Origin of the sequence: Microvirga sp. VF16 (assembly GCF_016864375.1) — a bacterium.
Classification (GTDB): domain Bacteria; phylum Pseudomonadota; class Alphaproteobacteria; order Rhizobiales; family Beijerinckiaceae; genus Microvirga.
Window position 1 is genome coordinate 868,143 of sequence record NZ_CP069354.1, and the last position, 21,253, is coordinate 889,395.

General features: G+C 59.4%; 19 protein-coding genes. 15 read left to right on the forward strand and 4 right to left on the reverse strand.

Annotated elements, in window-relative coordinates; translation table 11 throughout:
• Positions 1 to 12: 12 nt before the first annotated feature.
• A complete protein-coding gene (locus tag JO965_RS04175; protein WP_203442457.1) occupies positions 13 to 1,113 on the reverse strand; it encodes a branched-chain amino acid ABC transporter substrate-binding protein in 1,101 nt (366 codons plus the stop codon).
• Between the two features lie 464 nt (positions 1,114 to 1,577).
• On the opposite strand from JO965_RS04175, the gene JO965_RS04180 reads away from it, so the two are divergent.
• The 6 genes from JO965_RS04180 (at position 1,578) to JO965_RS04205 (ending at position 9,037) form a co-directional block, all read left to right on the forward strand.
• Positions 1,578 to 2,894, forward strand: a complete 1,317-nt coding sequence (locus tag JO965_RS04180; protein WP_203442458.1) for a sugar ABC transporter substrate-binding protein — start codon at positions 1,578 to 1,580, stop codon at positions 2,892 to 2,894.
• Positions 2,895 to 2,959: 65 nt separating this feature from the next.
• Positions 2,960 to 3,883 carry a carbohydrate ABC transporter permease gene (locus JO965_RS04185; protein WP_246776740.1) on the forward strand — a complete coding sequence of 308 codons (924 nt, stop codon included), beginning with the start codon at positions 2,960 to 2,962 and terminating at the stop codon, positions 3,881 to 3,883.
• Between the two features lie 9 nt (positions 3,884 to 3,892).
• A complete protein-coding gene (locus JO965_RS04190; protein WP_203442459.1) occupies positions 3,893 to 4,714 on the forward strand; it encodes a carbohydrate ABC transporter permease in 822 nt (273 codons plus the stop codon).
• A 14-nt stretch (positions 4,715 to 4,728) separates the two neighbouring features.
• The gene (locus JO965_RS04195; protein WP_203442460.1) at positions 4,729 to 5,862 is read left to right on the forward strand and encodes an ABC transporter ATP-binding protein; all 1,134 of its coding nucleotides are present in this window, start codon (positions 4,729 to 4,731) and stop codon (positions 5,860 to 5,862) included.
• Between the two features lie 20 nt (positions 5,863 to 5,882).
• On the forward strand, positions 5,883 to 7,559 hold the full coding sequence (locus tag JO965_RS04200; RefSeq protein WP_203442461.1) for a GMC family oxidoreductase: 1,677 nt from the start codon (positions 5,883 to 5,885) through the stop codon (positions 7,557 to 7,559).
• Positions 7,556 to 9,037, forward strand: a complete 1,482-nt coding sequence (locus JO965_RS04205) for a mannitol dehydrogenase family protein (RefSeq protein ID WP_203442462.1) — start codon at positions 7,556 to 7,558, stop codon at positions 9,035 to 9,037. The genes JO965_RS04200 and JO965_RS04205 overlap by 4 nt, the downstream gene beginning before the upstream one ends.
• A gap of 6 nt (positions 9,038 to 9,043) precedes the next feature.
• Here JO965_RS04205 and JO965_RS04210 read toward each other — a convergent pair whose 3' ends face one another.
• On the reverse strand, positions 9,044 to 10,081 hold the full coding sequence (locus JO965_RS04210; protein ID WP_203442463.1) for an NAD(P)-dependent alcohol dehydrogenase: 1,038 nt from the start codon (positions 10,079 to 10,081) through the stop codon (positions 9,044 to 9,046).
• A gap of 121 nt (positions 10,082 to 10,202) precedes the next feature.
• Positions 10,203 to 11,321, reverse strand: coding sequence for a S8 family serine peptidase (locus tag JO965_RS04215; RefSeq protein ID WP_203442464.1), 1,119 nt, complete (start codon positions 11,319 to 11,321; stop codon positions 10,203 to 10,205).
• Between the two features lie 1,291 nt (positions 11,322 to 12,612).
• Between JO965_RS04215 and JO965_RS04220 the strand changes: the two genes are divergently transcribed.
• From JO965_RS04220 to JO965_RS04240, 5 genes are all read left to right on the forward strand, one after another.
• Entirely contained in the window at positions 12,613 to 13,020 is a 408-nt protein-coding gene (locus JO965_RS04220; protein ID WP_203442465.1) for a DUF1236 domain-containing protein, read from the forward strand.
• 198 nt (positions 13,021 to 13,218) lie between these two features.
• Positions 13,219 to 13,710 (forward strand): RNA polymerase sigma factor, encoded by a 492-nt coding sequence (locus tag JO965_RS04225; RefSeq protein ID WP_203442466.1) that lies wholly within the window; start codon positions 13,219 to 13,221, stop codon positions 13,708 to 13,710.
• Positions 13,711 to 13,743: 33 nt separating this feature from the next.
• Complete coding sequence (locus tag JO965_RS04230) at positions 13,744 to 14,499, forward strand: hypothetical protein (protein WP_203442467.1); 756 nt, start codon at positions 13,744 to 13,746, stop codon at positions 14,497 to 14,499.
• A gap of 123 nt (positions 14,500 to 14,622) precedes the next feature.
• A complete protein-coding gene (locus tag JO965_RS04235; protein WP_203442468.1) occupies positions 14,623 to 14,976 on the forward strand; it encodes a DUF1236 domain-containing protein in 354 nt (117 codons plus the stop codon).
• 60 nt (positions 14,977 to 15,036) lie between these two features.
• Positions 15,037 to 15,774 carry a response regulator transcription factor gene (locus JO965_RS04240; RefSeq protein ID WP_203442469.1) on the forward strand — a complete coding sequence of 246 codons (738 nt, stop codon included), beginning with the start codon at positions 15,037 to 15,039 and terminating at the stop codon, positions 15,772 to 15,774.
• Between the two features lie 95 nt (positions 15,775 to 15,869).
• Here the strand turns inward: JO965_RS04240 and JO965_RS04245 are convergent, their stop codons facing one another.
• The gene (locus JO965_RS04245; RefSeq protein WP_203442470.1) at positions 15,870 to 16,592 is read right to left on the reverse strand and encodes a GntR family transcriptional regulator; all 723 of its coding nucleotides are present in this window, start codon (positions 16,590 to 16,592) and stop codon (positions 15,870 to 15,872) included.
• A 158-nt stretch (positions 16,593 to 16,750) separates the two neighbouring features.
• On the opposite strand from JO965_RS04245, the gene JO965_RS04250 reads away from it, so the two are divergent.
• The 4 genes from JO965_RS04250 to araD all read left to right on the forward strand — a co-directional run bounded on the left by JO965_RS04250 (position 16,751) and on the right by araD (position 21,249).
• Entirely contained in the window at positions 16,751 to 17,758 is a 1,008-nt protein-coding gene (locus JO965_RS04250; RefSeq protein ID WP_203444054.1) for an ABC transporter substrate-binding protein, read from the forward strand.
• 65 nt (positions 17,759 to 17,823) lie between these two features.
• Positions 17,824 to 18,585, forward strand: a complete 762-nt coding sequence (locus tag JO965_RS04255) for an ABC transporter ATP-binding protein (protein WP_203442471.1) — start codon at positions 17,824 to 17,826, stop codon at positions 18,583 to 18,585.
• A gap of 32 nt (positions 18,586 to 18,617) precedes the next feature.
• Positions 18,618 to 19,460, forward strand: a complete 843-nt coding sequence (locus JO965_RS04260; protein ID WP_371826861.1) for an ABC transporter permease — start codon at positions 18,618 to 18,620, stop codon at positions 19,458 to 19,460.
• 52 nt (positions 19,461 to 19,512) lie between these two features.
• Positions 19,513 to 21,249: an L-arabinonate dehydratase gene (gene araD / locus JO965_RS04265; protein WP_203442473.1), complete on the forward strand. Its 1,737-nt coding sequence runs from the start codon at positions 19,513 to 19,515 to the stop codon at positions 21,247 to 21,249.
• The last annotated feature ends 4 nt before the right edge of the window (positions 21,250 to 21,253 follow it).

Here is a 21,253-nt window from a genome sequence, read left to right on the forward strand (position 1 = left end):
ATTGCCCCTCCCTCACTCCAGGGGAACATACCGGTCACTCCGCCAGACGAACCACTCAAAACCGGGCTGTTTCACATCGCCTTTGCCATCGAAGCTGATCCGGCCGAGGATCGTATCGAACTCGGTGCTCCGCAGAGCATCGATGACGGCCTTGGATTCCGTCGATCCGGCCTTCGCGGCCGCCTGGGCCCAGGCCTGGATGGCCCCGTAACTGTAGAGCGTATAGCCTTCAGGTTCGAAGCCCTGCTGGCGGAAGCGCTCGACGACGCTTGCCGCCACAGGGCTCCGGCGCGGGTCGCGGAAGGAGGTGAAGAGGGTGCCTTTGCCGGCCTCCCCGGTGACCTGCACGAAGGCTTCGCTGGCAATTCCGTCCCCAGACACCAGCTGTAATTGATAGCCCTCCTCGCGGGCACCGCGGATCAGCAATGCCGCTTCCCGATAATAGCCACCGAAATAGATAACCTCGATCCCAGCGGCTCGCAGTTTCGCAATCAGAGGGGCATAATCGCTCTGCCCCGGTACGAGGTCCTCATACAGTGTCTCGGTGACTCCATGCTTATGGAGTTGCTGCTGGGTCTCTTCCGCGAGGCCTTTGCCGTAGACGGAGTTGTCGTGGACGATGGCGATCTTGGCATTGCGCCATCGCGCGACGAGGAAGTCGCCGGCGATGGCGCCCTGCTGGTCGTCGCGTCCGCAGATGCGGAAGACATTGGCGCGGCCCTCCTCCGTGAGGCGCGGATTGGTCGATGCCGGCGTCATCTGGATGATACCCGCCCTCGTATAGACCGCAGCGGCCGGAATGGACGCTCCTGAGCACTGGTGCCCGACGACGAACGATACCTTGGCGGCGACGAGTCGTTGCGCTGCAGCAATCGCTTGGCCACTGTCGCAGGCGTCGTCGACGGAAATGAGCCTCAATTGTTGACCGAGGATCCCACCGGCAGCGTTGAGATCAGCGACGGCCATTTCGACGCCCTGCTGCTGTTGCTCGCCCTGATACGCATTGGGACCCGTCAGAGCTCCCGCCATGCCGATCAGGATTTCCGCGTTGGCGGAAGCGGCATTCATTGCCCAAGCGATGACGACGGCAAGACTCCACGGCAGCTGTCTCATGGCGAGCCTCCCGAGATCCGGGTGCGTCAATGGAGTGTCAGCTGCTGACGGGAAAGATCAAACGTTACAGCAAGGCAGGGCTCGGTTTTTTTTAGAGTATCATCTGGCGCCGAGGACCTTCCACCAACAACGAAAGCCTTCCGTCGACAGTATAAGCTACGCTCCAGCTCGCATACTAAACGATATGAGCGCGAGGGTCGATGCCGTTCGCTTCTGCTTTAAAACAGAGAACAGAAAGCTGACCTGCAGCGTGGCGGCTCTATCTAGGCATGACGAGGATGGTGGCAATTCCTCTCAGGAGGTAAATCACATAATAGAAACAGTTCAGCAAAACTGATAATGAATATTGATAGATGCTCCAGTGGTTCAGGGTTTGTCTGAGTAATTGACGGCCATAACTGGGCGTGAGAGCATTCATTATTACAAGTAAAACAATCCAAAGTAACTTCCTTTGGGAGGGAACAATGCAGTTGAGGCAGCTTACGCTATTGTCTGCAGCGGGTTGGATTGCAGGCACGGGTCTGGCTCTGGCGCAAGGTCAGACTCTGACGATCGCCACGGTCAACAATGCTGACATGATCATCATGCAGCGACTGTCACCCAAGTGGGAGCAGGCGACCGGCAACAAGTTGAACTGGGTGGTGCTCGAGGAAAACGTCCTGCGCCAACGCGCGACCACCGATATCGCCACCAAGGGCGGGCAGTTCGACATCATCACGATCGGCTCCTACGAGGCTCCGATCTGGGGCAAGCAGAACTGGCTCGTCACTCTGGATGATCTCGGCGCCGATTATGATTATGCCGACATCATTCCATCCGTGAAGAATGGATTGTCCTACAACGGCAAGCTCTATGCCGTGCCGTTCTATGCCGAAAGCTCGTTCACGTTCTATCGCAAGGACCTGTTCGATCAGGCCGGCATCAAGATGCCGGACAAGCCCACTTACGATCAGATTGCCGAATACGCGGCCAAGCTGACCGACAAGTCGAAGGAGCAATACGGCTTCTGCCAGCGCGGCAAGCCGGGCTGGGGTGAGAACATGGCCTTCGTCGGTCCCATGGTGAATGCCTTCGGCGGACGCTGGTTCAACGAGAAATGGGAACCTCAGCTCACGACAGAACCGTGGAAGAACGCGATCAATTACTACGTCAAGAACATGCGGGAATATGGGCCTCCGGGCGCGACGGCGAACGGGCATAACGAGAACCGCGCTTTGTTCGCAACGGGACATTGCGCCATGTGGGTCGATGCCACGTCGGCGGCGGGCTACATCTACAATCCGAAGGAAAGCCAGGTTGCGGACAAGACCGCTTTCACGGCAGCGCCGGTCGAGGTCACGAGCAACGGCTCGGGCTGGTTCTGGGCGTGGTCGCTCGGCATTCCCGCCTCCTCGAAGAAGGTCGATGCCGCCAAGTCCTTCGTGAAATGGGCGACCTCGAAGGATTACATCACGCTGGTCGGCACCGAGGCCGGTTGGGTCGCTGCGCCTCCCGGCACACGCAAGTCGACCTATGACAATCCCGAGTACCAGAAGGCGGCGCCCTTCGCGAAGGTAGTCTACGAGTCGGTCGCCAATGCGGACATCACCAAGCCGACGAAGGATCCCGTGCCCTATATCGGCATCCAGTATGTCGCCATTCCCGAATTCCAGGGCATCGGTACGGCGGTCGGACAGCAGATCGCGGCCGCGTTGGCTGGTCAGACGAGCGTGGAGCAGGCTCTGGAAACGGCGCAACGCTCGACCGAGCGCACGATGAAGCAGGCAGGCTATCCAAAATAAGCCAATCGCCACGCAATCGGCGGGCATAGACGCCTGCCGATTGCTCTCCATTTGCGAGTACCGAGATGGCGAGCACCACCACGACTGTTCCCGTTCCCAGCGCCACGGCTCCGGCCGGGCGACGCAGCCAGCGTAATGTCAGAACGCTGCCGTTGATCGCGCCATCCGTGATCCTCCTGTTTCTCTGGATGATCGTGCCGCTGGTGATGACGCTCTGGTTCTCGTTTCAATACTATAACCTGCTCGATCCATCGGTCGGCGGGTTCGCCGGATTCGAGAACTACACCTTCCTGTTGACCGATCCGTCGCTCTGGACAGCGATGGCGAACACGCTTTTCCTCGTTTTCTGGGTGCTGGTGATTACGGTTGGATTGGGCACTCTGCTCGCCGTCCTGTTCGACCAGGATTTTTACGGCCGGGGCATTGCGCGCCTTCTCGCCATTGCCCCGTTTTTCGTCATGCCGACGGTCAGTGCGCTGATCTGGAAGAATATGCTGATGCACCCGGTCAACGGGCTCTTTGCATTCTTCGCACGCTCCCTCGGCCTGCCGGCCATCGACTTTTTCGGCAGCTTCCCGCTGACTTCCGTCATTATCATCGTGGCCTGGCAATGGCTGCCCTTTGCCTTGCTGATCCTGCTCACGGCGATCCAGTCACTCGACAGCGAGCAGAAGGAGGCCGCGCGCATGGACGGTGCGGGCCCCTTCTCGATGTTCTTCTTCATCATCCTGCCCCATCTTGGCCGCGCCATCAGCGTCGTTATCATGATCGAGACGATCTTCCTGTTGTCGGTCTTTGCCGAGATCTACGTCACCACCTCCGGCGGCCCCGGCCTTGCCTCGACAAATCTGGCTTTTCTGATCTATCTGCGGGCCTTGCGTGAGTACGATGTGGGCGGCGCGTCGGCAGCAGGCGTGATCGCCGTGATCCTCGCCAACATCGTGGCGATCTTCCTCGTCCGCTCGATTGCTAAGAACATTGCCGATTGAGGTTGAGCCATGCATCCCAAAACCCGCGAAAAGCTCATCCTCACTCTGGTCGGATGGTTCGCCGCCGGGCTGATCTTCTTCCCGATCTTCTGGATGATCTTGACGAGCTTCAAGACGGAAGTGGAGGCGATTGCAACGCCGCCCAAACTCTTCTTCAGCCCGACGCTGGAAAACTACATTACGGTGCGCGAGCGGGCCGATTACATTCACTTCGCCATCAACAGCATCGTCATCTCGGTGGGAGCAACCTTGCTGGCGACCCTCATCGCCGTGCCGGCTGCCTATGCCATGGCGTTCTTCCCGGGGAAGCGCACGAAGGACCTGCTGCTCTGGATGCTGTCGACCAAGATGATGCCGGCTGTCGGCGTCCTAATCCCGATCTATCTGCTCTTCCGGGATACCGGTGCGATCGATACGCGCTGGGGCCTGATCGTCGTCTACACGCTGATGAATCTACCGATCGTGGTGTGGATGCTCTACACATTCTTCAAGGAAGTGCCGAAGGATATTCTTGAGGCCGGGCGCATGGATGGAGCCAAGCCGAAGCAGGAGGTCTGGATGCTGCTCCTGCCCCTGTCGCTGCCCGGCATCGCGTCGACGGCGCTTCTGTCCATCATTCTGTGCTGGAACGAGGCCTTCTGGAGCCTGAACCTCACCACGTCGGAGGCGGCACCTCTGACTACCTTCATCGCCTCCTTCTCCGCACCGGAAGGACTGTTCTGGGCCAAGCTCTCCGCCGCATCAACAATTGCCATCGCACCCATCCTGGTCTTTGGCTGGATGAGCCAGCGCCAGCTCGTGCGTGGCCTGACCTTCGGTGCGGTCAAGTAAACGGGAAATATGCTATGTCGACGATTGTCCTCAAAGGCATTGAGAAAAGCTACGGTGCGGTGCAGGTGATCAAGGGAGTCGATCTGTCCATCGACGACCGTGAGTTTTGTGTTTTCGTCGGCCCATCCGGGTGCGGAAAGTCGACGTTGCTGCGAATGATTGCCGGGCTTGAAGAGATCACCGAGGGAGATCTCATGATCGACGGCCAGCGCGTCAATGACGTGCCACCCTCCGAGCGCGGCCTCGCTATGGTGTTCCAATCCTATGCGCTCTACCCGCATATGTCTGTAGCAGACAATATGGGCTTCTCGTTGCGCCTTGCCGGTGTGCCCAAGGAGGAACGGCGTGCCAAGGTCGCGGAGGCCGCGCGCATTCTGCATCTGGACAAGCTCTTGGATCGCAAGCCGAAGGAGTTATCCGGCGGTCAGCGGCAGCGTGTGGCCATTGGCCGGGCCATTGTGCGCAAGCCCAAGGTCTTTCTCTTTGACGAACCATTGTCCAACCTCGATGCGGCTTTGCGTGTCCAGATGCGGATCGAGCTAGCCCGCCTGCACGATGAGCTTGCTGCAACCATGATCTATGTCACCCACGATCAGGTCGAGGCCATGACAATGGCGGACAAGATCGTGGTGCTGCAAGGAGGCATTGTCGAGCAGGCCGGAACTCCGCTCGAACTCTACCATCATCCACGGAACCTGTTCGTGGCGGGCTTCATCGGCAGTCCCAAGATGAACTTCCTTCCCGCAACAGTCACAGCGGTAACAGATGCGGCAACCACCATCCAGCTTGCCGGTGGCGCAAGCCTGGGTGTTCCTGTTCGTCCCGGTCGCCAGAAGGTTGGGGATGCAGTAACGCTCGGTGTGCGGCCCGAGCATATGCGGCTGGCCGGAGAGGGGGAGATCGCCGGCGAGGTGATGGTGGTCGAGCGCCTTGGCGGCGAGACATTCCTCTATACCCAGCTCAAGGATGGCACGATGCTGATCGTACAGGCGGACGGAGAGATCCCGACCGGCGTGCATGAGCGCATCGCCATCAAGCTTGATCCGGCGACCTGTCATCTGTTCGATGGCGACGGCCTCGCGATCGAGCGCGTGCAGCGGCATCCGTTGGCCAATCTGCGTCGGTTGCCGACCCGCAAGGCAAGTTGAGGCCTTTCCAGAGGCGGATCATGGCCTCGAAACGATTTGACTATATCATTGTTGGGGGCGGCAGTGCAGGATGCGTCGTCGCGAGCCGTCTCGTGGCCGAGAACGGCGCCAGGGTGCTGCTCGTCGAGGCAGGGCCTCGCCGGGTAAGTCCGATCCTTGCGATGCCGGCGGGCTATATGAAGTTTCTCGCCCGTGACACTTATCTCACGATGCACCACGTTCTCCCTCAGGAGCAGCTTGGCGGTCGCGCGCCCATCGTGCCGCAGGCGAAGGTGCTCGGCGGCGGAAGCGCAGTCAACGCCATGGTCTATATCCGCGGTCAGGCGGAGGACTACGATGGATGGGACGCGGCCCTGGGCGGTGCCGGGTGGAGCTATAGGGATCTTCTGCCCCATTTCATCAGGCAGGAAGGGAACGATCACCTGGGCGCACCTTATCACGGTGTCAGCGGTCCCTTAAAAATTTCCCATCTGGGGCAGCACTCCGCTATGAGCCGTGCCTTTGTGCAGGCAATGCAGACATTGGGTGTTCCCTATACGGCCGATTTCAATGGAGTCCGGCAAAACGGGGTCGGTTTCATGCAGCACACGATCGACTGGACCACACGTCGTCGGTGCAGTGCGGTCGATGCGTTCCTCCGGCCCGTTCTCGCCGATCCGAAGTTGACCCTGCTCACGGAGACGACGGTCACTCGTATCCATATCGAGCGGGACCGCGCAACAGGCATAGATCTTGTCGGACCTTCCGGATCGGAGAGAGTCTTCGCCGATGCGGAGGTGATCATTGCGGCCGGAACCTACCTGACGCCGAAGCTCCTGATGCTCTCCGGCATCGGTCCTGCCGACGAACTTTCCAGGCTTGGACTCAAGGTTGTTGCCGATCTGCCCGGCGTCGGCCGGAATCTACAGGATCACCATGAGGTTCCCATCATCGCTGCATCGTCCGGAGCCTTCGGCTATTTCGGCCAGGATCGTGGCTTGGCGATGCTGCGGAACGGGTTGCAATACGTGCTGTTCAAGTCGGGAGCCGTCACGACGACCGGCGTGGAGGCCTGCGCCTTCATCGATCCCGATGGCGGTACGCGGCCGACGATTCAGCTCTATTGCGTTCCGACGGTCTATCTCGACCGCGACGTCTCTGGTGTCGAGCCGACGCACGGAGTGACGTTGAACCCGTGTCTGCTGCGTCCGAAGGCGCGCGGATCCGTGCGCCTCGCATCCGCCGATCCAAAAGCACTGCCGCTGGTGGATCCGCAGACCTTTGCCGATCCGGGCGATCTTCGCATGACCATGGCCGGGCTGCGCTATGCGCGGGAGGTTCTCGCGATGAGCCCCATCCGAGGCATGATCGAACAGGAACTCTTCCCCGGGCAGGCGATCACTTCGGATGAAGATCTGGCCGAGCACTGCCGCAGAACGGTGAAGACCAACTACCATCCGGCCGGCACCTGTCGCATGGGTCGCGACGATGATCCGCTTGCTGTGGTCTCGCCGGGTCTGGCAGTGCATGGCATCGCAGGCCTGAGGATCGTCGATGCCTCAATCATGCCGACGATCACCAGCGGCAACACGAATGCACCGGTGCTGGCCATTGCCGACAAGGCGGTTGACATCATAACAGGGTCTGCGCGCCTTGCGCCGGAAGCTGTTTCAGCGAACCGCGTTTCCTCCATGCCCGACCAGGTCCAACCGTTATGAGCCAGAGCTTGAACCTTGCCAATCTCGCGAACCTGCCCGGCAGTGTCGCCAAGCCTCGCTATGCCCGCGAGGAGCTCAAGGCCGGCATTCTGCACATCGGCGTCGGCAACTTTCACCGTGCCCATCAGGCCGTGTATCTGGACGATCTCTTTAATGCCGGAAAGAGCCGCGATTGGGCTCTGATCGGTGCGGGCATCCGTGCGGGCGATAGAGCGATGCGCCAGGCACTGGAGCCTCAGGATTGGCTGACCACGGTGGTGGAACTCGAGCCCGGCGCCAATGTCGCTCGGGTGACTGGAGCCATGGCAGGCTTCGTGCCTGTCAACGAGGATGGACGTGCCATCGTCAATGCTCTCGACGATCCGGCTTTGCGGATCGTATCCCTGACCGTCACGGAAGGCGGCTATTGCATCGATCCGGCAACGGGGGCTTTTAATCCGGAGCATCCTGACATTGTTTATGATGCCGTGCATATGGATGCGCCCAGAGGCGTGTTCGGTGTCCTCCTAGCGGCATTAAAGCGCCGCCGCGATCAGAGAGCTGCACCCTTCACTGTGATGTCGTGCGACAACATTCCCCATAACGGGCAGGTAGCGAAGGATGCGGTGGTGGGCCTCGCCGACCTTGTCGATCCTGCTCTGGCGACTTACGTGCGAGAGCAGGTCGCCTTTCCCAGCAGCATGGTGGATCGCATCACCCCTGCGACGACCGATCGGGAGCGTGCCATGCTGGCGGAGCGCTTTGATATCCAGGACAATTGGCCCGTCTTCTGCGAACCGTTTCGTCAATGGGTTCTGGAAGACAATTTCCCGACGGGCCGCCCAGCGCTTGAGGATGTCGGCGTGACCTTCACGCCGCATGTGGCGGCTTTCGAGCTGATGAAACTGCGCATTCTCAACGGAGGCCATGCCACCATCGCTTATCCGGCAGGGCTCCTAGGCATCCACTTCGTGCATGACGCCATGGCGGATCCGTTGGTGCGGGGCTTCCTCGATAAGCTCGAGACCGAAGAGATCATCCCCTGCGTGCCATCGGTACCGGGTGTCGATCTTCAGGATTATTACCAGTTGATCGCCCGCCGTTTCGCCAATCCGGATGTGGGCGATACGATTCCGCGTCTCGCCCAGGACGGTTCCAACCGGCAGCCCAAATTCATCCTGCCTTCGACGCGGGATCGCATGAAGGCGGGAGCCGACGTGACGGGATTGGCACTCGAATCTGCCCTGTGGTGCCGGTATTGTGCAGGGACCACCGATGCCGGCGAGCCTTTCAAGCTCGACGATCCCAATGCGAGCCGCCTGACACCGGCCGCTTTGGCCGCGAAGGATGATCCGACATCCTTTCTCGACCTGCGCGACATCTTCGGCGAGATCGCGGATGCTCCACAGTTTCGCTCCCGGTTCGAGACGGCCCTGAACAGCCTGTGGCGCGATGGAACCCGCGCCACCCTGCAGCGCTACTTGAACGGAAGCCTTTGAGGCCGGTCAGGCAGGCATGTCGATCTGCACCTTCACGGAAGCCGGAGGCATCGCCTTGGCGAAGTCGAAGGCCTCGACGCTGTCCTTGAAAGCGAAGCGATCAGTGATCAACGGCTTCACGTCGATCTTGCCTGATGCGATCATTGCCACTGCCCGCGGATAGACATGGGCATAGCGGAAGATGCTTTCGACCCTGGCCTCTTTCACCTGCGCCTTGCTGACGTCGAAGGGGAATGGTTCAAGGGGAATGCCGACCAGCGCAACCTTTCCGCCAGGACAGACGAGATCGAACATCTCCGCCATGGCCGGCAGATAGCCTGAGCATTCGAAAATGATATCCGCGCCCCAATCGGTGCTCTCGCGTTTGACAACGTCCAGAAGATTTTGGTTCCTGACATTGACCGGCACGACGGGGCCGAGAGAGCGTGCCAATGCAAGTTTCGGCTCGTGGATGTCGCTCACGATGACCCGCGAGCAACCGGCTGCTAAAGCGGCCAGGATCGTGACCATTCCGATCGGGCCCGCCCCGATGACGACAGCGAGGTCGCCGGGTTGAACCTGAATCTTCGTAGCGGCATGCATTCCCACAGCAAGGGGCTCGACCATGGCGCCTTCGGCGTATGAGACATGATCCGGAAGCTTGAAGGTGAAGTCGGCCGGATGGACGACTGTCGGGCGGAGCACGCCGTGCACCGGCGGGGTTGCCCAGAACCGCACGGCTGGATCGAGATTGTACTTTCCCAGACGTGTTGCGCGACTCGCCGGATCCGGAATCCCTGGTTCCATGCAGACGCGCTCGCCAGGTTTGAATTCCGTCACGGCCGGGCCGACCTCGACAATCTGGCCTGCGGCCTCATGCCCGAGGATCATCGGCTCCTTGACCGCGAAGGGCCCAATAGCGCCGTGCGTGTAGTAATGCACGTCACTCCCACAGACGCCGACCGTTCGAAGAGCGATCCTGACATCTCGAGGTCCAAGCTTTTCGTCAACCGGGATATCGCGCAAACTGAGCTCGTCCTTGCGCTCGAGCACCAGCGCTTTCATGACTCACTCTCCTCTTCGGGCGTCTTATTTTGCCCTATCGCGATGGAAGTGCATAGCACTTCCGAGCCATTGCCCAGTTCATTCTTCTTGAATGAAGGATGCGATTGACCGTAAAAGCCGATCAGGGAAGTTCAGAGCTTTTCTCAGCCGCCGAGTGTGCAACAGGTGTCTCGCCCTGGCGAGGCGAACACAGATGGGCTGCTTGCAGCAGCCCGTAACCATAAGTTTTGTCGCGCCCTGGCGCGCCAAGATCGAGAGTGCTGCTCTCAAGCGCCGCCTGAAGGTCTGTTGCATTCACTGTGCTGCTGGATGCAGTGAGGATCGCTGCCGCGGCCGATATGAACGGCACAGCATAGGATGTCCCGCTCTTGATGGTCCCGCCACCCCCAGCAGAGGCAACCCACAGATCCACTCCGGGCGCGGCCATGTCGATATATTCTCCTTGGGTTGCCCGGGAGTAGATGGTGAGATTCTTGTCAACGGCTGTGACGGCGATCACGCCCGGATAGGCAGCAGGATAAGATGGTTCTGCACCCGCACCGTTATTGCCTGCCGCCGCCACGATGATCATGCCTTTCGCTTGAGCGGAGGCAATCGCCCGCTTCAGGACTTCATTGGGCGAACCGGACAGGCTCATGTTGACGACACGTACATTGCGCTCTGCCAGAACCTCCAAGGCCCGGACGAGGGTAATCACGTCCGTTCGGTCCGCCGTTCCACCATTGCGATAGAACGCATCCACGGCGAGAAGACGTGCGCCAGGGAGAAGCCCGGGCGTGCTGCTCTCGCTCCGTCCGACAAGGATGGCGGCCATGGCCGTCCCATGATCGGGCTGAGACGGGTTGCCGTGGAGCTCGAGTCCCGACAGGACTTCGATCGATTGTCCCTTTAGAGATTCATGATCGCGGTTGATGCCTGTATCGATGAGGCCGATGGTCGGGAGGGGGCCGCATTGTTCGGAGGCGGATCCGCTCCAGCCCACAAGTGAAATAGCCTCACAGCTCGGTCCCGTGCAGCCGGAACCTTCATCCGTGTAATAGTAATGATCGAAATCGGCCGCCGTATCTGCGTCGACCATACGCACCCGGCGCTGCGCCTCGCCAAGAGACATTCCACGTGGTGGAACGAGCCTGACAACGCTCGCAAGGGTTCCTTTCGTCCGCGTCTCAGCGCGGAATCCTTGTGCGCGCAGCCGAGCCAGGTCAGCCGATGTCACGCCAAGCGCTACGATCGAACGCATGGCACGAGCGGGTTTAGGGAGAGGGCGATCAGCCGCTGCTGCAGGCATGGCAGGCCGGGAAGGCAATGCCTTGCCTGCATGGAGCTCCGTCGCGCTCGCCTGTCTTGCGTTCCCCTTGCCGACCGCCGCTTGCGCTTTGCCTACTTTGTCCACGCGCGAGGATTCAGCTTTCTTCGATCCGGCACTGCTTGATGTCGATTTTGCTTTCGCGGCGCTCTTGCGAGTTCTGGCTTTCTCAACGGATCTTACCGGTGCCACCGTGCGAGGGCGAAGGCTGTCAGAGATAGCTCCGAAAAGGGCCGACAATCCCCTGGTTATGGTCGACGTGGAACCATCAATTCCGACCGGAGCGCCAGCATTCCGCCTCGGTGTCTTTCCCTTATCTGAGGGCTTCTCCTGTCCAGATGCATTGCCTCGGCCGGAGGAACTTCCCTCACTTGATGACTTTCCGGATTTCGAAGTGCCTCCCTGATTTGAGGCGCTTCCGCGGTTGCCGGAATTGCTCTGCCCTGCGTTCGCGTTGCCGTTGCCTCGACTACTTTCGCTCCCCCCTTCACTTCCGTTGCTGTTTCCCTTGCCGTTCCCATTGCTCGCGGTAGCACTTGCAGCTCCACTATTTCTTGAGGCGCCGCTGCCACCTGTGCTCCCTTTGCTCCCAGCGTTCCCACTATTATCGGAATTTCCATTGTTCCCGGCGTTACCAGTGCTACCTGAATGACCGTTTCCGTTGCCTCCGCCTTTTCCGCCGGAATTATTGCCTTCCTTAGCTGTCGCGAGTGCGTTCTCCAAGGCTAAGCCACCGCTCTCGGCGATATCGATCTGAACCTTCACCGGGCACGCAAGGGCAAGGCACGATACCGCAATCAGAAGAGTGCGCTGACGTGGTTTCATCGAAACGGTTCACCTTTGCAGTCGGACATCCAGCGAGACATTCTGCAATCGATTTCGGGAAGCGCATCCAAACGACAATAACGGCTAAGGCACAGGGTTTGTTTCAAGGGATGGCCGGAGACTTGTTGGATAGCAGAATGGGCTTGGCGAACGGCGACGCTCCGTTCAGAGTTTCTGTCGGCGCTGATCCGAAAGCGATGCTGGATGGAAGGCTCAGATGAACAGAAGATGAATAACGGCGAAGTGTATAATCATAGTAGATGGTGCTCAGCCTCTGTTCATGCTTGTCAGTAACTTGAGTTTGGCCGCATGGGCCGAGAATTGCTTTGAAACTACTTTAGGAATGACGCGTTGTCGGTTGCCGGGTGCAAAGCCCGAATGTTCATTCAGGAGTATGATCATGTCGAAGAAGTTCCTTCTTGCAGCCGCTGCTCTCGCCGCTCTTGCGCCTGCTGCTGCCTTCGCGCAGTCGGGCGGTGCTGCCGCTGGGGCCGCCACGGGCGCGGTTGGCGGTGCGATCGTCGGCGGTCCGGTCGGAGCGGCTGTGGGTGGTGTCACGGGAGCCATCGTGGGCGGTATCGCCGATCAGCAGCAGCCGCAGTTCCGTCAGTATGTGACGACGCAGCGCGTGCCTTCCTATACCTATAGGGAAGAGGTCCGCGTCGGCGCGGTTCTTCCGGAAAGTGGCGTGACCTATCACGAGGTTCCGGCCGAGTACAAGGTGAAAGGCTACCGGTACACGGTTGTGAACAATACGCCGGTACTGGTGGAGCCGAGCAGCCGCAAGATCGTGCAGGTGATCCGCTAGAGCCCGCCACTTCTTGAATTCAGCTAAGGGCGGCCGAATGGGCCGCCCTTTTTTGCATTGGCAGAGCGGGCGGATTCCCGACGACAATTCATGCCGGCCCCGCCCGCATCGTTCGTCATTCGAAAGTTCTCCCACTTGAGATTGGAATAAAGCGGCTAGGTTCTTCGTTATGATGCGAAGAGACTATGCGGAGGAGGAATGCCGGCAGCCATAGGACAGGAATTGGTGGCGCTCCTGCCGCGGCTGAGGCGCTTTGCGCTGGTGCTTTGTCGCTCACAGCCGCTTGCGGACGATCTCGTCCAGGGGGCTTGCGAGCGTGCGCTTGCTAATTCGGATAGCTGGACGCCGGGGACAAAGTTCGATGCATGGATGTTCCGTATTCTCCGCAATTACTGGATCGATCACCTGCGACGGATGAGAACTGAAGGCATAATGGAAGACGTGACACTGCAAACACAGCTTGTTGGAGATCCAGGGGAGGGGCCAATCCTGAACAGGCTGGTTCTGTCTGAGGTCCAACGAGCCGTCGATGATCTGCCTCAGGAGCAACGGGAGGTCCTCGTCCTCGTATGCGCCGAGGATCTCAGCTATCGGGAGGCGGCTGAGGTCTTGGGTGTCCCCATCGGGACTGTCATGAGTCGCCTTGCGCGCGCACGCAAGCGGCTGATGGAGATGACAGCCGCCGCCTAGGGACTGAAGAAAAGCAAAAGCGGAGCAATAGTAATGTCCCGGTTGTATCTCAGTGATGAGATCCTGATGGCCTTTGCCGACGGCGAACTCGAAGAGCCTACGGCCGCTGCCGTTGCCAAAGCGATGGCAGAGGATCCCATTGTGGCCAAGCGGATCATGGATTTTCAGCAGAGCCGCCGGTTGACCCGTTCTGCACTCTCTGTCGCCTTGATGCCTGATGTGCCGCCCGAATTGCGGGCGGCTGTATCGGCTCAGGTTGAGGCCTATGAGGATGCCAATAGGCTGGATGCAGAGCCCGCTCTCAAGGCGCCGCGGCACGAGCGGCTTGCGCGAAAGGGTTCGTTCATGCCGATGGCTCTGGCGGCGTCCATTGCTGCCGTGGCGCTTGCTTTGGGCTACTTCGCTGGTTGGCAAGGCAGACCAGGGATGGACGGTTTGATGGGGCAGCTAGAGAGTCCGCTGGTTCATCGTGAATTAAGTAGGATTGCGTCAGGGAAGGACGTGGAACTGCCGTTTGGCCGCTTGCGGGTGATTTCGACCTATCGTCTTGCAAACGGCTCTCTGTGTCGTGAATTCCGGCTTCAATCGTCCACTGCGGCAGCAGAAGCCGTTGCTTGCCGCAACGGTGAATGGAACGCGACCATCGCCCTGGCAAAAGCCATCAACGATGCTGAATTCACTCCCAGCGGAGGAGGGGAGCCAATGGCAACCTACCTGGAAAGCATCGGCGCCGACCGGCCTCTTGTCGATGAGGCGGAAGCCAGGGCTCTCGCTGAGGCTCACCGTTAAGCTGTCGGTCTAAGGCCTCGTAACGGACTTGCCTGCCAGTTTTGAGAATTTTTCTAAAAAGGTGGAATAAACCCGCGAGTCGCGCCGTTCTCTGTCCAACTTGGCGAGTGATAGAGGATGGGTATGAGAGCCGCGTATCATCTGGCCTTCGCCGTATTCTCTGTGGGCACCGTTGCGGCACCCACAACAGTGCCGAACGCACCAGATCCGACCACTGCGACATCGTCAATTCAATCGCACCCTATTCCTGATACCGTTCGTAACATTGCGGCGGATCTTTCCGCGCGCCTGAATGCGGGACAGGAGAATTTCCCGGTCGCAGCTCTCGACCGGGGGATATCTCCCGGAGAAAGCCTGTCCGAGACGATCGAACTATACCCTATCCCGAAGCATGAAACCTATCGTTATGCGGTCGTCGACGGTCATCGTGTGATCGTCGATGCGACATCCCGAAAAATCGTCTACGTCATACAATGAATGTCCAGAGCCTAGGTAAAGAAGAAAAACATTTCCGCTCGAAGAAAAGGCGACGAAATCATGTCACTGCAAAGCGCGAACGGGACACATTTGGCGTTTGACGATAAGGCCATTACCCTGGCAATCGTTTTTCCCGTCTGCACCAATCCGTTGCTTCGAATTGGACTGGAAAGCATCCTTCCCGACACAGATTTTGTCGTGTGGCACGACATCGTCGACGGGTTCTCGAGCCTGCCCGCTATCGAGAACGAGTTCTCTGCGCTTTTCATCATTGATGCAAGCAGCTTCACCAGCGGAGCCATCGATCTGGTTCGACGATTGAAAGCTCATGCTCCTGCGGCACGGTTTGTCATACTGGCGGATGCCTTTGATCCCGGCACCGTGTCCGCAGCCTGGGGCGCAGGAGTTCACGGGTTCTGTCTCTCGACCCATAACCAGGATGTGCTTGTTAAGTCACTTGAACTGGTGATGCTAGGAGAACCCGTTCTTCCAGCAACGATTGTTCTCCCGATTGCAGGAATAGACGCACATAACACCCATCGTGAATCTGCTGGGGACTCGATGGTAGAGAACGCCAACGGCCATCAAAGTCGGAAATTGTCCTGCAGAGAGGCGGAAATTTTGACTTGCTTGACGGAGGGCGCACCCAACAAGGTCATTGCACGCAAGCTAAATCTGTCCGAGGCCACTGTGAAGGTCCACGTCAAGGCCATTTTGAAGAAGATCGGCGCCTGCAATCGCACTCAGGCCGCGCTTTGGGCTAGAAGATATATCTCGATAGACCCGAAACCTTTGTAAAGGCGCATCTTCAGCGCCTCGCTAGACTCTAGCGCACTCTCGGCGAAGTGGATCGGGTTTGCCGTCAAAAAATGCGGCAAGCCAGGAAGACAACTTTAGACCCTCACATAACCGGGATACTTCGCTCTGATCTCATCCACATGAGACAAAGTGCCGGAGAGGTGATGGCGCAAGTGCCTTTGGGCTTCTTCCGGCTGCCCATCTGCAATCGCCTGCACGATCAACCTGTGATGCTGCACGATGTCCTGCGCCTTGCCCGGAGTCGGAAGATGGAGGCGGCGCAGGCGATCGATATGCCCGCTGCGGCTGCGCACGAGAACCCATAGGTCATTCATTCTGGCCGCTTCGTAGAGATGCTGGTGAAAGGCTTGGTCGGCTGCGGAAAAGGCTTCAAAGTCTTCCGCCTCCATAAGGGCCTGCTGTTGCGCAAGAAAGCCCTGAAGCCTGGCAATCAACCGAGGATCCGGAACGAGCGCCAAGCCCCGCACGATCTCAAGTTCCAGCGAGCGCCGCAGGAAGTGCGCCTGATGCGCAAGCGTGAGGTCGATGGGGCTGACCACGGTCGCATGCTGCGGGAAAATATCGACAAGACCGTCCTCCTGGAGCCTTAAGAGGGCATCACGGATCGGAGTCGAGCTGAGACCAAATTCCTTCTGGAGGGTCAGTCGGTTCAGCACGGTCCCAGGAGCCAAGGTGAGGGAAATGATCATCTCCCTCAGACGCTCGAAGACCTGGGGCGCAGCTTGGCGGCCCCGCTCGAGGCGATCGGAGGGTGCGGTTGGGATCGGCTGGCTGAGGACTGTGCGAAGAGGCGCCATTCGGAAGAACCTGAACTTTTGTCGACTCCTTCTATACCACACTTGTCTCGGATGCACTAATGCATTAGTGTATGAGACATCGGACAGATTAGCCGATCTTGGCCATCAAGGCTCCCGACAAGAGGAGCCCATCTCGAGGAAGCACCATGAAAAAGCAGATGAGGCGCCTATGCGCCGGTGTGGCGGCTGCCGTTGGGTTACTTGCTCTCGCAAACACCGCCTCGGCGCAGCAGAAAAGCGAAGTTTCCATCACGCGCCAACCCGGCATCATCTATTTGCCGACCCACATCATCGAAAAGCAGCAACTCATCGAGAAGCATGCTGCGAGGCTTGGTTTGCCCGAGCTCAAGACCAAGTGGATCACCTTCAGCGGTGGCGGCGCACAGACGGATGCGCTCCTCTCCGGCGGCGTCGACATGGTCAATACCGGCGTCGGCAATCTGCTCCTGCTCTGGGACCGCACCAAGGGCGGGGTGAAGGGCATCGTGGCATCCTCGGCACTGCCGCTGGCTTTCGTTACGCACGATCCCAAGATCAAATCCCTGAAGGACTTCGGGCCAGGCGACAAGATTGCCGTGCCGACCGTGAAGGTTTCGACTCAGGCGATCCTTCTCCAGATGGCCAGCGCCAAGGAGTTCGGCGCCGATCAATGGGCGAAGCTCGATGCGAACACGGTTCAGCTCGGCCATCCCGATGCCGTCGTCGCCATGACCAATCCGCAGCACGAGGTGAAGAACCACTTCGCGGCGCCGCCCTTCCAGTACATCGAGATGAAGACCGTGCCTAATGCACGCATCATCCTGCAATCACCCGATATCATTGGCGGGCCGCTTACGCAGGGCCAGTTCTTCACGACGACGAAATTCGCCGAGGCCAATCCGAAGGTGATCGAGGCCGTTCGCGCTGCATCCAAGGAAGCGCAGGATTTCATCCGCAACGACACCAAGGCGGCGGTCGACATTTACAAGGAAATCACCGGCGACAAGACCAGCCCCGGGGATCTGCTGGAGTGGCTGAAGCAGCCGGGCATGATGGAATGGAACCTTGAGCCTCAGGGCACGATGAAGTTTGCCGAGCATCTCTACAAGATCGGCACGCTCAAGACGATGCCGAAATCCTGGACGGACTTCTACCTGCCGATCGCGCACGATCTCAAGGGCAGCTGAGACAACGGACGCGCCCTGCGAAAGGGCAGGGCGCATCATCCGCCTTTCATTTCAGGTATTCATTCATGTCCGCTCTTCTTGATGTCAGTGGCGTGACGCTGCGCTACAAAACGCCTAGCGTTCTCGTGACGGCGACCGACAGGGTCAGCTTTCAAGTCAATCAATCGGACCGCTTCGTTCTGCTTGGTCCATCCGGATGCGGCAAGTCCACGCTGCTCAAGGCCGTCGGAGGGTATCTGAGTCCAAGCGAAGGCAGGATCCGTATCAAGGGCCGCGACGTCACCGAGCCCGGTGCGGATCGGATGATGGTCTTTCAGGAATTCGATCAACTATTACCTTGGAAGACGGTTCTGGAAAACGTGATGTTTCCTCTGCTCGTGGCGCGCAAGCTGCCGCGCAAGGAGGCCGAGGACCGGGCGTGCGCCTATATCGAGAAGGTCAACCTCACCCGCGCCATCCATTCCTCTCCACATACCCTGTCCGGGGGCATGAAGCAGCGCGTCGCGATTGCCCGCGGCATGGCGATGGAGCCGGACATTCTGCTCATGGATGAGCCCTTCGCGGCGCTTGACGCACTCACCCGGAGAACCTGCCAGGACGAGCTTCTGCAGCTTTGGGAAGACACGAAATTCACCGTGATGTTCGTGACCCACTCCATCGCGGAAGCCATCAAGATCGGCAATCGCATTCTGCTTCTCTCGCCTCATCCGGGCCGCGTGAAGGCCGAGGTGAACGACGTGGATCGCGTCTCGCCCACGGATGGCAGCGCGGGACAGCTTGAGAAGCATATCCACGAACTTCTGTTCGCCGACGAAGTCGCGCATTAGGGATGACGCTCATGAGCAATGTACAGATCGTGATGCGCGCCGACACGGGTGCGGCGCAGACGCATACAGGTGAGATCGAGCGCAAGCTTAGCACCCTGGAACTGGCCTGGGGCAACGGCTTCGTCCGCAAGACGGCGATCATCATCTTTCTCGGAATCGTCTGGGAGATTTACGGCCGTTACCTCGATAATCCCCTCCTCTTTCCGACGCTCACCGATACCCTGGTCACGCTCGTCGACCGGGTGAAGGACGGAACGCTCCCGCTCCGGGCCTGGACATCGCTCAAGGTTCTCCTGATGGGCTATGCGTCAGGTGTCACGATCGCGGCAGTCCTCACGATCCTCGCCATCAACACCCGCATCGGCACCGACTTTCTCGAGACGATGACGGCCATGTTCAATCCCCTGCCGGCCATCGCATTGCTGCCTCTGGCGCTGATCTGGTTCGGGCTTGGCAATGGCAGCCTCGTTTTCATCCTCATCCATTCGGTTCTCTGGGCAGTGGCGCTCAACACCCATTCGGGATTCCTCGGCGTATCGCAGACCCTGCGCATGGTCGGGCGCAACTATGGCCTGAAAGGCCTCTCCTACGTCTTCAAGATCCTGGTGCCCGCCGCCTTCCCGTCGATCCTGACAGGCTTGAAGATCGGATGGGCTTTCGCGTGGCGTACGTTGATCGCAGCGGAACTCGTCTTCGGTGTTTCGTCGGGGCAGGGCGGTCTGGGCTGGTTCATCTTCGAGAATCGCAATCTGCTCGACATTCCCTCCGTCTTCGCAGGGCTTCTGACCGTCATCATCATCGGTCTTGTCGTCGAGAACCTGATCTTCAGGACCATCGAGCGCAAGACCATCCGGAAGTGGGGTCTCCAGAGCTGAGCCTTCGCTCGGCTCTTCCTAACTTTCCTCCATTTTGACGAGTGTCCGCACCATGACTGCTAAAAAGACGCCTGAGTCGCTCAGGAGTGCGCGGTGGTTCGCGCCCGACGATCTGCGGGGTTTCGGCCATCGCTCCCGTATGATGCAGATGGGTTATGCTCCCAGGGATTGGGTGGGCCGACCTGTCGTTGCCATCCTCAACACCTGGTCCGACATCAACCCGTGCCACGCCCATTTCAAGCTACGCGTTGACGACGTGAAGCGAGGTGTCCTGCAAGCCGGAGGCTTTCCGGTCGAGTTGCCGGGAATTTCGTTGGCAGAACAATATGTCAAGCCGACGACCATGCTCTACCGCAACATGCTGGCCATGGATGTCGAGGAGTTGCTGCGCTCCCATCCTGTCGACGGCGTGGTCCTGATGGGCGGTTGCGACAAGACCACGCCGGCGCTACTTCTAGGCGCTACGAGTGCCGGACTCCCGGCGATCTACTTGCCCGCGGGGCCGATGTTGCGCGGCAACTGGAAGGGCAAGATCCTGGGCTCCGGATCGGATGCCTGGAAATACTGGGACGAGCGTCGCGCCGGCACGATCACGGATGCTGACTGGCTCAACATGGAGGCGGGGATCGCCCGCAGCCATGGCACCTGTATGACCATGGGAACGGCCTCGACCATGACGGCCATCGCGGAGGCCATCGGTATGACCTTGCCGGGTGCGTCCTCGATTCCGGCCCCTGACGCCAATCATGTCCGCATGAGTGCCGAATGCGGGCGGCGCATTGTGGAGATGGTGTGGGAGGATCTGACGCCGAGCCGCATCCAGACCCGTGAAGCCTTCCTGAATGGCATTGCCGTTGCCATGGCGATGGGCTGCTCGACCAACGCCATCATTCACCTGATCGCTCAGGCGAGAAGGGCAGGGCAGGAGATCGGCCTTGGCGATTTCGAGGTGGCGAGCCGTAAGGTACCGGTCATTGCCAATGTGCGGCCGAGCGGCGATAAATACCTGATGGAGGACTTCTATTATGCTGGTGGTCTGCCGGCGCTGATGACCCGCATCAAGGATCACCTTCATCTTGATGCCATGACCGTCAGTGGCCAGACCCTGGGCGAGAATATCGCTGAGGCGGAGGTCTATAATGAGGACGTCATTCGTAACGTCGACAATCCGATCTATGCCGAGGGCGCGCTCGCGGTCCTTAAAGGCAATCTCGCTCCCGATGGTTGTGTCATCAAGCCGAGTGCCTGTGATCCGCGTTATCTGAAGCATACCGGACCGGCTCTCGTCTTCGACGATTACCCATCCATGAAAGCTGCCATCGACGACGAAAATCTGGATGTGACCGCCGACCATATTCTCATCCTGCGCAACGCTGGTCCTCAGGGCGGTCCTGGCATGCCGGAATGGGGTATGCTGCCGATCCCGAAGAAGCTGGTGAAGCAGGGCGTGCGCGACATGCTGCGTCTGTCGGATGCCCGCATGAGCGGCACGAGCTATGGCGCCTGCGTCCTGCATGTCTCGCCGGAGGCCTATATCGGCGGGCCGCTGGCCTTGGTGAAGAATGGTGACATGATCTCGGTGGACGTGGCGGAGCGCAAAATCAGCCTCGACGTCTCCGATGAGGAACTCGATCGCCGACGCGCCGCCTGGACCCCGCCCGAACCCCGCTTCGAACGCGGTTATGGCTGGATGTTTACCCGGCACATCAAGCAGGCTCACGAGGGCTGCGACTTCGACTTCCTGGAAACAAGCTTCGGTGCGCCGACTGGCGAACCTGCGATTTATTGAGATT

What these genes read in the sequence shown, in the direction of transcription:
- JO965_RS04175 (WP_203442457.1), bottom strand. Translation starts at nt 1,113, where the DNA reads ATGAGACAGCTGCCGTGGAGTCTTGCCGTCGTCATCGCTTGGGCAATG.
- JO965_RS04180 (WP_203442458.1), top strand. Translation starts at nt 1,578, where the DNA reads ATGCAGTTGAGGCAGCTTACGCTATTGTCTGCAGCGGGTTGGATTGCA.
- JO965_RS04185 (WP_246776740.1), top strand. Translation starts at nt 2,960, where the DNA reads ATGGCGAGCACCACCACGACTGTTCCCGTTCCCAGCGCCACGGCTCCG.
- JO965_RS04190 (WP_203442459.1), top strand. Translation starts at nt 3,893, where the DNA reads ATGCATCCCAAAACCCGCGAAAAGCTCATCCTCACTCTGGTCGGATGG.
- JO965_RS04195 (WP_203442460.1), top strand. Translation starts at nt 4,729, where the DNA reads ATGTCGACGATTGTCCTCAAAGGCATTGAGAAAAGCTACGGTGCGGTG.
- JO965_RS04200 (WP_203442461.1), top strand. Translation starts at nt 5,883, where the DNA reads ATGGCCTCGAAACGATTTGACTATATCATTGTTGGGGGCGGCAGTGCA.
- JO965_RS04205 (WP_203442462.1), top strand. Translation starts at nt 7,556, where the DNA reads ATGAGCCAGAGCTTGAACCTTGCCAATCTCGCGAACCTGCCCGGCAGT.
- JO965_RS04210 (WP_203442463.1), bottom strand. Translation starts at nt 10,081, where the DNA reads ATGAAAGCGCTGGTGCTCGAGCGCAAGGACGAGCTCAGTTTGCGCGAT.
- JO965_RS04215 (WP_203442464.1), bottom strand. Translation starts at nt 11,321, where the DNA reads ATGCGTTCGATCGTAGCGCTTGGCGTGACATCGGCTGACCTGGCTCGG.
- JO965_RS04220 (WP_203442465.1), top strand. Translation starts at nt 12,613, where the DNA reads ATGTCGAAGAAGTTCCTTCTTGCAGCCGCTGCTCTCGCCGCTCTTGCG.
- JO965_RS04225 (WP_203442466.1), top strand. Translation starts at nt 13,219, where the DNA reads ATGCCGGCAGCCATAGGACAGGAATTGGTGGCGCTCCTGCCGCGGCTG.
- JO965_RS04230 (WP_203442467.1), top strand. Translation starts at nt 13,744, where the DNA reads ATGTCCCGGTTGTATCTCAGTGATGAGATCCTGATGGCCTTTGCCGAC.
- JO965_RS04235 (WP_203442468.1), top strand. Translation starts at nt 14,623, where the DNA reads ATGAGAGCCGCGTATCATCTGGCCTTCGCCGTATTCTCTGTGGGCACC.
- JO965_RS04240 (WP_203442469.1), top strand. Translation starts at nt 15,037, where the DNA reads ATGTCACTGCAAAGCGCGAACGGGACACATTTGGCGTTTGACGATAAG.
- JO965_RS04245 (WP_203442470.1), bottom strand. Translation starts at nt 16,592, where the DNA reads ATGGCGCCTCTTCGCACAGTCCTCAGCCAGCCGATCCCAACCGCACCC.
- JO965_RS04250 (WP_203444054.1), top strand. Translation starts at nt 16,751, where the DNA reads ATGAGGCGCCTATGCGCCGGTGTGGCGGCTGCCGTTGGGTTACTTGCT.
- JO965_RS04255 (WP_203442471.1), top strand. Translation starts at nt 17,824, where the DNA reads ATGTCCGCTCTTCTTGATGTCAGTGGCGTGACGCTGCGCTACAAAACG.
- JO965_RS04260 (WP_371826861.1), top strand. Translation starts at nt 18,618, where the DNA reads ATGCGCGCCGACACGGGTGCGGCGCAGACGCATACAGGTGAGATCGAG.
- araD (WP_203442473.1), top strand. Translation starts at nt 19,513, where the DNA reads ATGACTGCTAAAAAGACGCCTGAGTCGCTCAGGAGTGCGCGGTGGTTC.